The 16,181-nt window shown below is 72.6% G+C and carries 12 protein-coding genes and 1 pseudogene; 6 read left to right on the top strand and 7 right to left on the bottom strand.

What is annotated here, in order from left to right; genetic code table 11:
• Positions 1–9 precede the first annotated feature (9 nt).
• The 3 genes from OG937_06155 (at position 10) to OG937_06145 (ending at position 3,796) form a co-directional block, all read left to right on the top strand.
• Complete coding sequence (locus OG937_06155; GenBank protein WUD71301.1) at positions 10–978, top strand: sugar ABC transporter permease; 969 nt, start codon at positions 10–12, stop codon at positions 976–978.
• 98 nt (positions 979–1,076) lie between these two features.
• Complete coding sequence (locus tag OG937_06150; protein WUD78643.1) at positions 1,077–1,901, top strand: carbohydrate ABC transporter permease; 825 nt, start codon at positions 1,077–1,079, stop codon at positions 1,899–1,901.
• Positions 1,902–1,969: 68 nt separating this feature from the next.
• On the top strand, positions 1,970–3,796 hold the full coding sequence (locus OG937_06145; GenBank protein ID WUD71300.1) for a carbohydrate-binding protein: 1,827 nt from the start codon (positions 1,970–1,972) through the stop codon (positions 3,794–3,796).
• Between the two features lie 211 nt (positions 3,797–4,007).
• Here OG937_06145 and OG937_06140 read toward each other — a convergent pair whose 3' ends face one another.
• The 4 genes from OG937_06140 to OG937_06125 form a co-directional block, all read right to left on the bottom strand.
• On the bottom strand, positions 4,008–5,294 hold the full coding sequence (locus tag OG937_06140; GenBank protein ID WUD71299.1) for a GNAT family N-acetyltransferase: 1,287 nt from the start codon (positions 5,292–5,294) through the stop codon (positions 4,008–4,010).
• A 45-nt stretch (positions 5,295–5,339) separates the two neighbouring features.
• Entirely contained in the window at positions 5,340–5,714 is a 375-nt protein-coding gene (locus OG937_06135) for a metalloregulator ArsR/SmtB family transcription factor (protein ID WUD71298.1), read from the bottom strand.
• Between the two features lie 199 nt (positions 5,715–5,913).
• Entirely contained in the window at positions 5,914–6,288 is a 375-nt protein-coding gene (locus OG937_06130) for a hypothetical protein (GenBank protein ID WUD71297.1), read from the bottom strand.
• A 164-nt stretch (positions 6,289–6,452) separates the two neighbouring features.
• Positions 6,453–7,346, bottom strand: coding sequence for an aminoglycoside phosphotransferase family protein (locus tag OG937_06125; GenBank protein WUD71296.1), 894 nt, complete (start codon positions 7,344–7,346; stop codon positions 6,453–6,455).
• Positions 7,347–7,455: 109 nt separating this feature from the next.
• Between OG937_06125 and OG937_06120 the strand changes: the two are divergent.
• Positions 7,456–8,015: pseudogene (locus OG937_06120) on the top strand (hypothetical protein).
• Between the two features lie 22 nt (positions 8,016–8,037).
• On the opposite strand, the gene OG937_06115 reads toward OG937_06120, so the two are convergent.
• Positions 8,038–8,946: a LysR family transcriptional regulator gene (locus OG937_06115; protein WUD71295.1), complete on the bottom strand. Its 909-nt coding sequence runs from the start codon at positions 8,944–8,946 to the stop codon at positions 8,038–8,040.
• A 141-nt stretch (positions 8,947–9,087) separates the two neighbouring features.
• On the opposite strand from OG937_06115, the gene OG937_06110 reads away from it, so the two are divergent.
• Positions 9,088–10,179, top strand: coding sequence for a DMT family transporter (locus tag OG937_06110; GenBank protein WUD78642.1), 1,092 nt, complete (start codon positions 9,088–9,090; stop codon positions 10,177–10,179).
• Positions 10,180–11,322: 1,143 nt separating this feature from the next.
• Here the strand turns inward: OG937_06110 and OG937_06105 are convergent.
• Together OG937_06105 and OG937_06100 are read right to left on the bottom strand one after the other, a co-directional pair.
• The gene (locus OG937_06105) at positions 11,323–12,411 is read right to left on the bottom strand and encodes a mandelate racemase/muconate lactonizing enzyme family protein (protein WUD71294.1); all 1,089 of its coding nucleotides are present in this window, start codon (positions 12,409–12,411) and stop codon (positions 11,323–11,325) included.
• Between the two features lie 46 nt (positions 12,412–12,457).
• A complete protein-coding gene (locus OG937_06100) occupies positions 12,458–13,612 on the bottom strand; it encodes an ROK family transcriptional regulator (GenBank protein ID WUD71293.1) in 1,155 nt (384 codons plus the stop codon).
• 422 nt (positions 13,613–14,034) lie between these two features.
• Here OG937_06100 and OG937_06095 point away from each other — a divergent pair, with 422 nt between their 5' ends.
• On the top strand, positions 14,035–16,119 hold the full coding sequence (locus OG937_06095) for a hypothetical protein (protein WUD71292.1): 2,085 nt from the start codon (positions 14,035–14,037) through the stop codon (positions 16,117–16,119).
• Positions 16,120–16,181 lie beyond the last annotated feature (62 nt).

The raw sequence follows: 16,181 nt of genomic DNA, 5'->3' as shown, positions 1-16,181 counted from the left end.
AGGTTCACCGTGCCCTCCGCGTCCCCCACCGCACCCCCCGCCCCCACGCCGCAGGCCCCCGCCACCGGGGCGCCCCGGCGCCGCCCCCGCCGGCTCGGCGCCGGTGACCGGCTCTTCCTGGCGGCCGTCGTCGGCGTGCCGCTCCTGGCCCTCCTGGTCTTCGTCTGGCTCCCGGCACTGGCCTCCATGGGCCTGTCCTTCACCAGTTGGGACGGCATCTACCTGTCCGACATCCACTGGGTCGGGCTCGACAACTACCACCAGATCCTCACCAACTACCCGCCGTTCTGGCCGGCGGTGCGGCACAACGTCATCTGGCTGCTCTTCACCGCGCTGCTGCCCACCCCGTTCGGGATCTTCCTCGCCTACCAGCTCGACCGGAAGCTCCGCTTCACCCGCGTCTACCAGACGGCGATCTTCCTGCCGATGGTGCTCTCCCTGGCCGTGGTCGGCCTCATCTGGGAGATCATCTACAACCCCGACACCGGCCTGCTGGACGGCATCCTGGGCGCGGCGGCCCCCGGCCACCACATCGACTGGCTGGGCGACCCCGACCTCAACCTGTGGGCCGTCCTGGTCGCCTCGGCCTGGCGGCACACCGGCTACATCATGATCCTCTACCTGGCCGGGCTGAAGGGCTTCGACCCGGCCCTGAAGGAGGCCGCCGCCCTCGACGGCGCCAACGGCCGCCAGACCTTCCTGAAGGTGGTCTTCCCCGCCCTCAAGCCGGTCAACGTCATCATCCTGGTCGTCACCGTCATGGAGTCCCTGCGGGCCTTCGACGTCGTCTACGTGCTCGGCGGCGGCGTCGGCAGCAAGCCCGGCATGGAACTGCTGTCGCTGCTGATCACCGACAACATCATCGGCGAGTCCAGCCACATCGGTTACGGCTCCGCCCTCGCGGTCGTCCTGCTCCTGGTCTCCCTCGCCGCCATCGGGACCTTCCTCGTCCAGAACTTCCGCAAGGAGGACCGGTGACCACGACCGCCACCCCGCCCGTCACCCCGGCCCGCCCCCGTCGCGAGGCCTCGCGCGGCGGCGGGGCCTCCAAGCCCCCGCGGCAGACCGGCCGGCACCTGATGCTCGCCACGATCGCGCTGCTGTGGCTGCTGCCGCTGCTGTGGGCCGTCTACACCTCGCTGCGCCCCTACGCGGACACCAGCAAGCACGGCTACCTGTCCTGGCCCCGAGGGATCAGCCTGCAGAACTACACCGACGCCTGGAACCAGTCCGGCATGCCGCACTTCTTCTGGAACTCGGTCCTCATCACCGTCCCGTCCGTCCTGGGCACCCTGCTGTTCTCCGCGGCGGTCGCCTTCTTCGTCTCCCGCTTCGACTTCCGCTGGAACATCGCGCTGCTGATGCTCTTCACCGCGGGCAACCTGCTGCCCGCGCAGGTGCTCATCACCCCGCTCTACCGGCTCTACCTGCTGGTACCGCTCCCGGCGTGGATGAGCGACTCGCTACTCCTGTACAACTCGACCTGGGGCATCATCGCCATCCACATCGCCTACCAGTGCGGCTTCTGCACCTTCGTGCTGAGCAACTACATGAAGACGATCCCCGGGGAGATCTCCGAGGCCGCCCTCGTCGACGGCGCCCAGGTGTGGCGTCAGTTCTTCCAGATCATCCTGCCGCTGTGCCGGCCGGCCTTCGCCGCGCTCGCCACCCTGGAGTCGATCTGGATCTACAACGACTTCTTCTGGCCGCTCGCCCTCATCGAGACGGGTGACAAGCGCCCCATCACCTCCGCCCTGGCCAACCTGCAGGGCCAGTACTTCACCAACCCCAACCTCATCGCCGCCGGTGCCCTGATGACCGCCGTCCCCACCCTGCTCGTGTACTTCGCGCTCCAGCGGCAGTTCATCAGCGGCCTGACCATCGGCTCCGGCAAGGGCTGACCTCGCCGCGCCCGGCACGCACACCCGCACCGCACCCGCCGTACCCCCACCCCCAGGAGGCCCGACCCATGCGGTCACCCTCGCGCTCCGCCCTGTCCTCGACCGCCGCCAGGACCCTGCTCGTCCTGGCCCTCACCGCCGGCGTGTCGGCGGCCGTCCCCGCGGCCGGGGCGACCGGCCCGGACACCGCGCCCACCGCGACCGCGGCCACCGCGCACCAGGTCGCCGCCAAGCCCTACATGGGCTGGTCGAGCTGGAGCATGCAGTCCTCGAAGTACCCCGGGCTCAACCCCACGGGCGACTACAGTTACCTGACCGAGGCGAACGTCCTCAAGCAGGCCGACGCCATGGCCGCCAAGCTCAAGAAGTACGGCTACAGCTACGTCAACCTCGACGCCGGCTGGTGGCGCGACCAGTCCTGGAAGCCCGAGTTCGACGCGTACGGCCGGCAGACCCCCGACCCCGAGCGCTTCCCGCGCGGCATGAAGGCGGTCGCCGACCACGTCCATGCCAAGGGCCTCAAGGCCGGCATCTACCTGCCGGTCGGCCTGGAGAAGGAGGGGTACGGCGACGGCAAGGTGCCGATCTGGAACACCACCGACTGCACCACCGCCGACATCGTCTACGACGACCTGCGCACCACCAACGGCTGGGACAGCTCCTACAAGATCGACTTCTCGAACCCCTGCGCGCAGAAGTACGTCGACTCCCAGGCGCGGATGATCGCCGACTGGGGCTACGACTTCCTGAAGATCGACGGCGTCGGTCCCGGCTCCTTCAAGAGCGGTGACAACTACGACAACCGCGCCGACATCGCCGCCTGGCAGAAGGCCATCGCCGACACCGGCCGCCCCATCCACCTCGAGCTGTCCTGGTCGCTGGACATCGGCCACGTCGCCGACTGGAAGAAGTACTCCAACGGCTGGCGGATCGACACCGACGTCGAGTGCTACTGCGACACCCTCGTCTCCTGGGAGAACTCCGTCGACGACCGCTTCGCCGACGCGGCCGCCTGGAGCCGGCACGGCGGTCCCGGCGGCTGGAACGACCTCGACTCCCTCGACGTCGGCAACGGGCGGATGGACGGCCTCACCAAGGCCGAGCGGCAGACCTACATGACGCTGTGGGCCATCGCCAAGTCCCCGCTCTACACCGGTGACGACCTCACCCGCCTCGACGACTACGGGCTGTCCCTGCTCACCAACCGCGAGGTCATCGCCCTCGACCAGTCGAGCACCCCGCCGGCCCGCCCGGTCACCCCCGCAGGCGACCAGCAGGTCTGGGCCGCGGAGAACGCCGACGGCAGCTACACCGTCGCCCTGTTCAACCTCGGCGACGCCCCCGCCGCCGTGACCGCCGACTGGACCGCGCTCGGCTTCTCCGGCCGCGCCTCGGTCCGCGACCTGTGGAACCACGAGGACCTCGGCTCCCACCAGGGCAAGGTCACCAAGTCCCTCCCCGCGCACGGCTCGCGCCTGTTCACCGTCACCCCGCACGGCCCGGTCCAGCCCATGACCGGCTACGAGGCGGAGGCCGGGGGCAACACCCTGGCCGGCAACGCCTCGCTCGCCGACTGCGGTGCCTGCTCCGGCGGTAGGAAGGTCGGCAACCTCTACCTCGGGGGCTCGCTCCGCTTCAACGACGTCGTGGTGGAGAAGGCCGGCACCTACATGGTCAAGGTCGCCTACGTGAGCGGTGACGCCCGCACGGTCCGGGTCTCCGCCAACGGTGGCGGCGCCACCGCCCACACGTTCCCGTCCACGGGCGACTGGGGCACCGTCGAGACGGTCAGCCTCCCCGTCACGCTGAAGGCGGGCGCCAACACCGTCACCTTCGACAGCGGCGACGGGTACGCCCCGGACATCGACCGGATCGACGTGCCCAAGCTGTCCTGACACCCCGTGGGGCCCGGCACCCGCCGGGCCCCACGACGGGCGGAAGTCAAGGTGGGCCGGCAGACACGGACGGGGGAGCGCGTATCTGCCGACCCACGATCACCATAGGGCTCCGAGGGGGGCCGTCGCCCGGGCATCGCCGATGTCCGCCGGTTTCGGCCACGAACCCGGCGCGGAGCGTCCACCCCCCTTCCGCCGCGCCCCACGTGCCTCACACGCGGGCGGCGGAGCGCAGGTCGTGGTCGAAGGCGCGGATGTCCTCGGTCGTGAGGGTGGCGCGCGTGCGGGCGACCGCCTGCAGGTAGTCCTCGGTGCGGTGCGTCAGGTCCGCCGTGCTGCGCGGGTCCGTCGCCAGGTGCCGCTCGAAGGCGGTCTGCGCGGCGGCCTGCGCCGCGTACTCGATGTCCGCCGGTGTGAAGCGGTCGCTCGCCTCGACCAGCGCGTCCAGGTCGATGCCCGCCACCCGGTCCGGACCGATGTAGCGGATCCAGATCGCCCGGCGGGCCGAGGGGTCGGGCGGGCCGACCGGGATCAGGAAGTCGAAGCGCCCGGGCCGCAGGAAGGCCGGGTCCAGCGAGCGCACCGCGTTGGTCGCGCAGATCAGCAGCCGGCGCTCGCCGCGCCGGAACTGCGGGATGAGCTTGAGGAGCTCGTTGGTCACCCGGTGGGCCAGGGTGGACGGGTCCTGCCGCTCCGAGGCGATCTCCTCCGCCTCGTCGAAGAAGAGCACCACCTGCTCCAGGTGCTCGACCCGGGCGAAGAGCCGCCGCAGCCCGTCGGCCACGCCGTGCGCGTCCTCGGCCAGCTGGTACGGGAGCACCTCGATGAACGGCCACGCCAGCCGGGAGGCCACGGCCTTGGCGAACGTCGTCTTGCCGGTGCCCGGCGGACCGAAGAGGACCACCGCACGCGGCGGCACCAGGTGGTAGCGCTCCGCGACCCCGGGGTTCTCCAGCGGCAGCACCAGCCGCCGCTCGATGAGCGCCTTCTCCGCGGTCATGCCCGCGATGCGGTCCCACAGTCCGTGCTCCGGGACCGCCCCGCCGAGCTGGTCGAGCAGGGTGTCCTGCGCGGAGTCGGCCGACAGCAGCTTCTCGAAGTAGCCGAGCCCGGGGCGGAAGGAGTACCCGGAGTTCCGGAACGCCTGCTCACCGACCTCGCCCTCGGGCAGCAGCGCCCCGATCCGGCGCATCCCCGCCTGGCTCAGGCTGTCCTCCAGGGCCGCCAGCAGCGCCGAGCCCATCCCGTGGTGGCGCCACTGCCGGGCGATGGCCAGCCGCAGCACCCAGGCGCGCTCCTGGGCCGTCGAGGACACCGCCGCCCCCACGACCCGTTCACCGACCATCGCCACCACGGCGGGCGCTCCCGCGCGCAGCGCGCCGACCACCTCCGCCAGGGTCACCGCGGGGTCCTCGGTCGTGTCGCGCGACTCCTCCCAGATGCGCACGACCTGGTCCAGGTCGCCTTCCTCCAGATCACGTACCCGCCAAGGCGTCATCGCGCTCACCTCCCGACCATTCTGGCCCAGGTGGCGCCGGAGCGCTCAGCCGGCGGGGTGGCCGACCTGCTCCTCCGCGCGCGCGGGCGGGGCGTCGGCCTGCCGGAGTTCGGCGAGCAGTTCGGTCTGCCCCGCGAGGAGTTCGGTGAGGATACGGCGGGCCGCGCGCAGGAGTTCGGCGACGTCCCCGCCGGCGAGGGCGTAGCTGACGGTGGAGCCCTCGCGGATCGACACCACGATGCCGGACCGGCGCAGCACCGCGAGCTGCTGGGACAGGTTGGAGGGCTCGATCTCGATCTCGTTCAGCAGGTCCCGTACCGGCACCGGGCCGTTCTGGAGCAGCTCGAGGACCCTGATCCGCACGGGGTGCCCGAGCATGCGGAAGAACTCGGCCTTGGCCTGGTACAGGGGTACCTGCATCGTGTGTCGCTCCTGCCCGGTCTCCGACGGCCCTTCCCGTACGCGCCGGCGGCCGCTCCCGCTGCCGCCGGCGCGACACTGCGTCCAATCCTTCCCCTTCCGGGGCCCGTGCACCGCCGTGCTTGTGCGGATCAGGATGTGCCGAATTGAAGGATTCTTCAATTCCCGGGCGCACGGAGCCCCGAGGAAGGAACGGCGGCTACAGCTCGAGGTCGGCCTCGATGCGCCGGAGGCGGTGGCGGGCCATCGCGAGGTTGGCGTTGCGCCGGTCGAGCACGAGGTAGAGGAACAGGCCGTTGCCGTCGCGGCTCTTGAGCAGCCGGATCAGGTGGTACTGCGTGTTCATGGTGATCAGGACGTCCTCGATCTCCTCCTTGATGCCCAGTTCCTTCATCGTCCGGGCCTTGGCGCGGATCACGTCGGTGTTGCCGGCGGCCGCGACGGTCAGGTCGAGGTCCTTGCCGCCACCGATCGTGCCCAGCGCCATGCCACTGGTGTAGTCGACCAGGGCAGCGCCCACGCTGCCCTCGATCGACGTCATCGTCTCCTTGAGGGAGGTCTCCACATTCGCCATCGGCGTCCGCTCCTTGCCGTCGCTCTCCCGGCGTCCGCGCGTCCGCGCGCCGCCGCCCCGGTTGGTGACGGAGAAGCTACTGAACGTGACGAGTCCCGTGGGGGAATCGGCGATGCCGGGAAGCGGCCCGGAGCCCCCGGGTAGGATGCGCCGCCCCCTGTGGGTCAGCGCCCCCCGTCGGCGAGCAGCTCGCCGAGGACGTGCCGCGCGATCGACGCCATCCGCTCATGGGTGTCCCGGTAGTGCCGCAGTTCCATCAGCGCGATCGACAGCGCCCAGCCGCGACCGCGCGCCCAGGTCGCGTCGTCGGTGCCCAGTGCCGCGCGGAAGGTGTCACGGGCCGCGGCGGGCAGCACATACCACGCGGCGATCGTGTCGACGGCGGGATCGCCGAGGCCCGCGCACCCGAAGTCGATGACCGCGCAGAGCCGTCCGCCCGCCACCAGGAGGTTGCCCGGCTGCAGATCCGCGTGCACCCACACCGGCGGCCCCTGCGGTCCGGGTGCCGCCAGCGCCGTCTCCCACACCGCGCCGGCCGACGCCGCGTCGACCTCCGCGCGCAGCGCGTCGATCGCGGACCGCGTCGCGTGGTCGCGCGCCGCGAGGGGCTCGCCGCGGTACGCGGGCGGTGCGCCGGCGGGGTCGACGCGCTGCAGGGCGGCGACGAACGCCGCCAGGTCACGGGCGAGCGCGCCGGGTTCGGCGAGGCGTCCCGCGGACGGGTTCTCGCCCTCCAGCCAGCCGTACACCGACCAGGGCCAGGGGTAGCCGTCGCCGGGAGCGCCCTTGCCGAGGGGCGCGGGGACGGACGCGGGGAGCCGCGGCGCGAGCCGCGGCAGCCACTCGTGCTCCTTGTCGACGTCGCTCGCGGCACCCGCGGTCCTGGGCAGCCGTACGACCATGTCGCTGCCCAGGCGGTACATGACGTTGGAGGTGCCAGCCGACCCGGTGGGGGTGAGCGGGAGGTCCGCCCAGTGGGGGAACCGCGCGTGCAGCAACCGGCGTACCAGCGCCGCGTCGATCCCGGCCTGGTCGCCGCTCAGGGTGCGTGGGGGCATGTCCGCCTTCCGAAGTGGTCTCGCGCGACCATGCTTAGCAGCACCGGGGGCGTGCGCGGCACCGGATTTCCGCGGACGCGGGGAGCCCCGGGTGGGGGATGCCGGAGCCATGGGCTTGGATGTGCGCGTGACCGTTCACGACGTTGCCCCCCGACTGCCCTCCATCGCCGAACTGCGCGACCACTGCCGTGCGCTGGCGATACTCGACGCGATCCTCAGCCCCGAGTGGGAGATGCGGTACCACTCCTTCGACGCGGTGTGGGACACGGGGGAGGAGATGGCCTCCCTGCGCAACGGGTCGGGAGACGAGTACGCGATCGTGTTCTGCGCGGCCGGGGCCTTCATCCGCGGCTTCGACCACGAGTCCCCCGTCAGCCCCTACGGCTCGGAGGATCACGAGCCCTGGCCGGGGGTCGTCGACCCGAGGGCCGGGACGACGCGGACGGTGCGTCGTACCTGTTCGACCTGCTGACCGACCGTTCCCCCGAGGCGTTCCGCGCCTTCGCCGAGGACTACTACGAGGTGCCGGTCGACCTGGACGCCGTACGCCATGTCCACGCGCTGCGCCCGCTCACCCCGGAGGTCGTCGCGAGGCTGAACGCGGAGGTGACGCTCGACGGTCTGGCCGAGGACATCGCGGGCATCGGCTATCCGCGAGGCAGCGCCTGACGGCAGGTCAAGGGCGCGCGGGTCAGGCAGTGCCCGCCGTGCCCCGGGCGACGTCGCGCAGCGCGTCGAGCAGCCCCCGCAGCGCCGGTTGCCGCAGCGACGTCTCCCGGACCGCGGCGTGGACCGCCCGGACGGGCTCCGGGCCCCGCACCTTCCGAACGACGACCCCGGGGTGGTGGTGCGCCAGGGCGGCCAGCGGCAGCAGGCTCACCCCCAGCCCGGCGGCCACGAACCCCTGCGCGGTGGCGTAGTCCTCGCTCTGCACCACGACGGCGGGGCTGAAGCCGGCCGCGGCGCACGCCTGGAGGATCAGCTCCAGGCACGAGCCGTCCGGGGACTCGCTGCCCACCCACGGCTCACCCGCGAGGTCGGTGAGGTCGAGCACCCGCTTCGCGGCGAGGCGGTGGCCCTTGGGGAGGACCGCGCGGTAGGGGTCGTCCCGCAGGTGCACCAGGCGCAGGCCCTCACGGCCCTGCCCGCGCGGCCGCACCACGATCGCCAGGTCCGCGCGGCCCTTCTCCACCTCCGGCAGCGGATCGCCGGGGTCGACCAGGCCGAGGTCGATCCGCACCCCCGGGTGCTCGCGGCGCAGCCGCGCGACGGCCGGGGCCACCAGATCGGCACCCGCCGTCGGGAAGTAACGCACCGACAGACTGCCGGTGCGGCCCTCGCGCAGATCGGCCAGCGCCGTCTCGGCCTCGGCCACCTCCCTGGCGATGCGGGCGGCGTACTCGGTGAGCAGCAGCCCGGCGGGCGTCGGCTGCACCCCGCGCCCCACCCGTTCGAGCAGCGGGACCCCGGCCTGCCTCTCCAGGACGGCGATCTGCTGGCTGACGGCCGAGGGTGTGTAACCGAGGTGGTGGGCGGCCGCGGTGACCGACCCGCTGGTCACCACCGCCCGGAGGACCTGCATGCGGCGCACGTCGAGCATGTAGCTCAGCTTAACGGTAGGTGGATGAACCTTCGCTTGTGCCACCAGGACGGGTGGGGGAGCGTCGTGGGCGACGATGACGCGAGATGACGGGAGGCCGGCGTGTCCGGTGGCGGAAGCGGCGCGAGGGCGCTGCTGCGGATGGTGGTGCTGGCCCTGTTGTGGGGGTCGACCTTCCTGTGGATCAAGATCGCGCTGGAGGGACTGCCGCCCGCCTGGGTCACCTTCCTGCGCTGCGCCTGCGGCGCGGTCCTGCTGCTCGTGCTCTGCCGCCGCGCGGGCCTGCGCCTGCCGCGGGGGAGGCTCCTGTGGAGCCGTCTCACGGTGGCGGCCCTCTTCTGCAACGCCCTGCCGTTCCTCCTCTTCGGCGTCGGCGAGCAGAGCGTCGACTCCGGGGTGGCGGGCGTCCTCAACGCCACGACGCCGTTGTGGTCCCTGCTCATCGGTCTCGCCCTGGGCGCGGGACGACGCGCCGTTCGCGGACCCCGGCTCGGCGGCCTCCTCGCCGGATTCGCGGGTGTCCTCCTGATCTTCGCCCCCTGGCACCGGTCGGGCCTCGCGAGCTGGGGCGCCCTGGCCCTGCTGGGTGCGGCCGCGAGCTACGCGCTCGCCTTCGCCTACATGGGGCGCAGGCTCATCCCCACGGGTGCGGGCGCACTCCCGCTCGCCGCCGCCCAGTTGACCGCCGCGACCGCGCTGAGCGTGCCGGCCCTGCTCGTCACCGGCACCACCGGGATCGCGGTGACCGTGCGCTCGTCCGTCGCGGTGCTCGTCCTCGGCGTCCTGTGCACGGGCGTCACCTTCTACCTGACGGTGCGCATCATCGCGGACGAGGGCGCGACGGACGCGGCAACCGTCGGCTACCTCCTCCCCGTCGTCTCGGTGGGGCTCGGCGCGCTCGTCCTCGACGAGTCGGTGGGCGCCCGGGTGGTGGCCGGCATGCTGGTCGTCCTCGTCGGGGTCGGGCTCACGCGGTCGCGGGGGATCCGCCTACGTCTGCGGCGGCGGCATGCCGACGCCACGGGCGAGCGCGGCGACGACCGCGCAGGCGTGCCCGGGCAGACGTACGGCCGCCCAGTCGGCGGCGGCACGGAGGAAGCCCGCCAGGTCCCGCTCGGCGTCCGTGACCCCGCGCCGCAGCACGTCGACGTCGACCTCGAACGCCGGGCTGTCGTCCCGCTCCGTGTCGACGGTCAACCGGGCGACGTCGCCGTGCCGTTCGGCGAGCGGTGAGGGGTCGTGGCCGAGCCACACGTCGCCGGTGCCGTCGAGGACGTCGAACCATTCTCGCCAGTTTTCCAGCCCGCTGCAGCAGCCCGGGCGTACCACCACCAGATCGCCGGCGGCGCCGGTGACCTGCAGTCCGCCCGGTGCCTGGACGTCCTCCCCGGTCAGCAGCCCCCGCAGGAAGTCCTCGACCGGGTCGCCGGGCAGGGCGGGCGGGGCCTCGTCGTCCCTCCGGGCATCGTTGTACGCGGCGATGGTCATCACGGCCGCGCCGACCTCGGGGGGTGCCAACGCGCCGTGGAGCGGCATGAAGTTGAACGGCTCCCGCTCGGCCACCGGCCAGAGGGCGAAGCCGTCCGCGGTCCCCAGTTCCAGCACGGGCTGCACGACGATCACCGCCCGAGTCTGCCCCGGCCACCGGCCGGGCCGCCTCCCGTTTTCCGGCGGGGCCCCGCGCGCGGCCGGGGAGGTCGTGCCGACGGGCCGCGGCGATGGGTGACACCGGCTGACGGAGGTACGGCCGGCCGAACGACCGCGATCGCCGGGCAGGTCGGGGCGGCCCGCGAGCACTCGCCCGACACCGCGGCGATTCCGGGCGTCGGCCGGGACGCCGCGGTGGTGGTGCGGCAGCCCGGTCCAGCGCAGCCCGCCTGACCGCTGCCGTCGCGATTGCCGGCATGGCGCGATGCGTGGGCCCGCCTCCGGTTCCGGGCACTGCCGGGGAGGCCGTCCCGACGGGCCGAGGCATCGGGTGAGGCCGGGTGTCGGCGGTTGGCCCTGCGGAACGGCGGGAATCGCGCCGCAGGTTGAGGTGGTCTGCGGGCGCTCGCCCGGTGCCGTGGCCGATGCGAGGCCAGGCCGGCGAGTTCGGCCGCCGCCGGTGGGACCGTGCCGACCGGTTGCGGCGATGGATGGGTCCGGGCGTTGGAGGTACGGCGGCCGAACGGCGGCGATCGCCGGGCAGGTCGGGGCGGCCTCGCGGGCGCTCGCCTTACGCCGTGGCCGGTTCCGGGACGGCACCGCCGGTGCGGGGCCGTCCGGGCGGCCGCGGCGATGGGTGACACCGGAGGTGAGCCGGGCCGAACGCAGTTCTTCGACCGGCGACTTGCGGCAGCCCCGGCACGACCGACGCGGGGCCACGCGGCCCGGTCACGCCACGCGCAGGTCCTCGATGGCGTCCTCGTCCCAGTCGATGCCGAGCCCCGGGGTCTCGGGCGGCACGACGTGGCCGTCGACGACCGTCAGGGGAGTGCGGGTGATGGCGTCGAGCTGGGGGATGTGCTCGACGTACATGCCCGGGGGCACCGCGCAGGCCAGGCTCGTGTGGAGCTCCATCAGGAAGTGCGGGGCCACCTGGACGTTGAACGCCTCCGCGGTGTGCGCCGCCTTCAGCCACGGGGTGATCCCGCCGACGCGCGCCACGTCGACCTGGACGATGCCCGCCGCGCCCGCGGCCAGGTACTCGGCGAACCGGCCCACGCCGTAGAGCGACTCGCCGACCGCGACCGGGATCGAGGTCGACGCGGCCAGCCGGACGTGCCCGGCCAGGTCGTCCGCGGGCAGCGGTTCCTCGAACCAGGCGAGGTCGTACGGCTCGTACGCGCGCGCCCGGCGGATCGCCTCGGCGCCCGTCATCGACTGGTTCGCGTCCACCATGAGCACCCAGTCAGGCCCGACGGCGGCGCGGACCGCGGCCAGCCGTTCCACGTCCTCGCCCGCCGTGGGCTTGCCGACCTTGATCTTCGCGCCGCGCAGCCCGCGCTCCTTCGCCCGCAGCGCGCCGGCGGCGAGTTCGTCGGGTGTCAGGTGCAGCCAGCCGCCCTCGGTGTCGTAGAGCGGCAGCCGCTCGTGGGCGCCGCCCGCGAGCCGCCAGAGGGGTTCGCCGGCGCGCAGGCACCGCAGGTCCCACAGGGCGGTGTCGACCGCGGCCAGCGCGAGGGAGGTGATGGCCCCGACCGAGGTGGCCCGGGTGACCGACAGCAGTCGCTGCCACAGCGCCTCGACGGAGCGGGCGTCGGCGCCCGTGAGCAGGGGTGCCAGGTGGTCGCGGAGCAGGGCGAGCACGGAACTGCCGCCCGTGCCGATGGTGTACGCGTAGCCCGTGCCCGTGAGGCCGTCGTCCGTGGTGAGGGAGACCAGGATCGTCTCCTGGCGGACGAAGGTCTGCAGGGCGTCGGTGCGCAGCACCTCGGGTTCGAGGAGGACCATCCGGCACTCGGCCTTCGTGATCCGGCTCATGACGGTGACCGGCCTTCCGGGGGAGGGGTGTTCGCACAGGGGGACGTCACTTCGCGGGGGCGAAGACCCGTTGCGCGGCGACGGCCGCGCCGCCGCGCGCCCACTCCTCGAAGGGCAGCGGACGGACGACGAGGTCGCAGTCGGCCGCGGCCCCGAAGGCGTGGTCGGCGAAGGTCTGCCGGATCTGGTCGGCGAACAGGTCGTACGAGGCGACGCCCTCGCCGGAGATGATGATGCGTTCCGGGCCGATGAGGTTGGCCACCGACGCCATCGCCAGACCCATCACGTGCCCGGCGCGGGAGAAGACCGCGCGGACGGCGGCGTTGTCGGTGTGCGCCAGCCGTACGGCCTCCTCCATCGTCAGCGCGGGGTCGCCGGTGGCTTGCCGGGCCTGCTCGGTGATGGCGTGCGTGGAGGCCACGGTCTCCACGCACCCGGTGTTGCCGCAGGTGCAGGTGCGGTCGGTGCCGCCGACGGGCAGGTGCCCCACCTCGCCGGACACCCCATGGGCCCCCGACACCACGCGGCCGCCGATGGACAGCCCGCAGCCGATGCCCGCGCCCACCGTGACCAGGGCGAACGAGGACAGCCCCACCCCGGCGCCGAACCACTGCTCGGCGACGGTCAGCGCGCGCACGTCGTTCTCGATCACCGTCGGGATGCCGGACGCCGACTCGACCAGCTGCGCGAGCGGCACACGGCGCCAGTCGAGGAACGGCGAGTACTGGACGGTGCCGGTCTGGCCGTCCACGTCGCCGGAGATCGTGACGCCGACGCTGTGGACGGCGTCGTCCCCCTCCGCACCCGCGGCTGCGCGCAACTGCCCGATGAGCCGGGAGATCGCCAGCACCACGGTCCCCACGTCGCGGGAGTCCAGCGCGGCGCGCCGGGAGGCCAGCGGCCGGGCGGTCAGGTCGGTGAGCACGCCGATGAGTTCGTCGCCGGTGACCTTCACGCCGACGAACCGCGCGCGGTCGGCGCGGACGGCCATCGGCGTCGCGGGGCGGCCACTGGCCCGCTCCCCGGCCGGCCTGCCGAGTTCGGTGATCCAGCCGTCCGCCAGCAGGGGAGTGGCGGCCTTGGTCACCGCGCCCGCCGACAGGCCCGTGCGCCGCCCGATCTCGGCCCGGGTGAGGGGGCCGTGGACGAGCAGGGTCTGGAAGACCAGGACGGCGGCGGGGGGCTGGTCGGCAAGGCTCATGGCCGGACCATACCTTTCCAAGGGAAAGTAAGGAAGAGGCCTACTCATCCCATCTTTGGGTGGGGAGGTTCGGGATCCGGTGAAGATTTTCCGGCGAAGACCGCGGCTTGGCGCAGCAGACATCGGATTTTTGCCGCTGAATATGTTGACGCTGGAAGGAAACCCTGGCTACATTCGCCGCACTCCTCGCCCGGAGCGGACGAAGCGCCCCCGGCTGAGGAGCGCGACCGGAGCCTCCCCCTGGTCGCAGCACGCCCGCCCTCGGTGGTGTTCCGGGACGACCGCCACCGAGGACGCCCCCTGCCTCCCGTACCCCCTGCCCACTCGAAGCGGACGCCGTCGCGCCGGGATGGAGTGCCCCCATGGCTCGTTCAGCTGTACTCGCACGTCTCAGATGGTCCGTGCCGCGTCGGCCCGGTGGCATGCGCAGGGCCGCCCTGCCCGCGCTCGCCGCCACCGCGCTCGCCACGGCCCTCGCCGTACCCGCCGCCGCGTCGCCCGCGTCGCCCGCCGCGCCCGTGTCCTCCGCCTCCTCTGCGTCCCCGGCGGAGGCCGCGGGCTCCGAGGCCGCCCCCGTGGTGGCCGCCAAGCCCTACATGGGGTGGAGCAGCTGGAGCCTGGAGTCGACCAACTTCCCCGGCTACGGCGGATCCTGGCTCACCGAGCCCCATGTGCTGCAGCAGGCCGACATCCTGGCCTCCAAGCTGAAGCGGCACGGCTACGAGTACGTCAACGTCGACGCCGGCTGGAACGTCGGCAGCGAGACGAACAAGAGCCTCTCCGACGAGTACGGCCGCCCCGTCGCGGACCCCGTGAAGTTCCCGCACGGCATGAAGTGGCTCGGCGACCAACTGCACGCCAAGGGCCTGAAGTTCGGGCTCTACCTGGCGGTCGGCCTGTACATCGACACGTACAACGACGGCAAGACGCCGATCCACGGCGCGCCGGGGTGCACGACCAAGGACATCGTCTACCCCGACCTGCGCAAGACCAGCGGCTGGGACAACGTCTCCTACCAGCTGAACTTCGCCAGCCCGTGCACCGAGAAGTACATCCAGTCCGTAGCCGACCAACTGGCCGGCTGGGGCGTCGACTTCCTGAAGATGGACGGTGTCGGCCCCGGCTCCAACCAGGGCGACGCGGCGCACGACAACGTGCCCGACGTCAAGACCTGGCACGCCGCGCTGCAGCGGACCGGCCGCCCCATCCAGTTCATCCTCTCCTGGTCGCTCAGCCACGACAAGGCCGACGTCTGGAAGGAGAACTCCAACGGCTGGCGCGTGGACACCGACGTCGAGTGCTACTGCGACACCCTGGTGACCTGGAACAACTCGGTCAAGCAGCGGTGGAACGACGTCGTCCCCTGGATCGACGACGCCGGCCCGGGGCACTGGAACAACCTCGACTCCCTCGACGTCGGCGCCGGCCCGCTCGACGGCCTCAACGAGGTCGAGCGGCAGAGCCACATGACGCTCTGGGCCATCGAGAGCGCCCCGCTCTACATCGGCGACGACCTCACCAAGCTCGACCCGTACGGCCTGTCGCTGCTCACCAACGACGAGGTCATCGCCGTCGACCAGGCCGGCAACCCGGCCAAGCCGCTCAGCCAGGACAGCCCGCAGCAGGTCTGGTACGCCCGCAACGCCGACGGCAGCTACACGGTGGCCCTGTTCAACCTCGGCAAGGGCTACTCCGACGTGACCGCCGACTGGAGCGAGCTGGGCATCAGCGGCAAGCCCGCCGTCCGTGACCTGTGGAGCCGCAAGAACCTCGGCAAGGTCGCCGACGGCTTCACCGACAACCTGCCGCCGCACGGCTCCCGGCTGCTGCGCGTCACCCCGGCGAACGTCACCGGAAAGCCCGGTGTCCCGCTCGGCGTGCGTGCCACCGCCTCCACGGCCGGCAGCGTCTCGCTCACCTGGGACGCGGTGAACACCGGCACCGCCACCACCGGTTACGACGTGTACGCGGGCGGCGCCAAGGTCGCCACGGTGGACGGCACCTCCGCCACCGTCACCGGGCTGCAGGCCGCCACCGGCCACGCCTTCACCGTGGTCGCCCACGACGCCCGCGGCCGTACGTCCGCGCCGAGCAACGCCGTCTCCCTCACCACCCCCGCGGCCGACGGGCCCACCTCCTACGAGGCCGAGGCGTCCGGCAACCCCCGCACCGGCAACGCGAGCGTCGGCGACTGCTCCCGGTGCTCCGGCGGCAAGAAGGTCGGCAACCTGGGCGGCGACGCCTCCGTGACGATCAAGGACGTGACGGCGCCGAAGGACGGCACCTACCTGATGACGGTGGACTTCACCGACGGCTCCTCGGGGCGCACGGCCGTGGTCACCGTCAACGGCACCGCCTTCCAGCTTCCGCTGCACGGCGGCAACGACAACGACTGGGGCCGCCCGCGGTCGGTCACCGTGCCCGTCCACCTGAAGGCCGGGGCCAACACGATCGCCTTCGGCAACCCCTCCGACTACGTCTCCGACGTCGACCGGATCACCGTCTGACCGACGGCCGGTCCGGCATCGGGACACCGTCCCACCCATCCACCCGTCCGACCCGACGCACG

The sequence above is a fragment of the Streptomyces sp. NBC_00510 genome, assembly GCA_036013505.1.
GTDB lineage: Bacteria > Actinomycetota > Actinomycetes > Streptomycetales > Streptomycetaceae > Actinacidiphila.
Note: the sequence above shows the minus strand (reverse complement) of the source record. Positions and strands in the feature narration are given on the sequence as shown.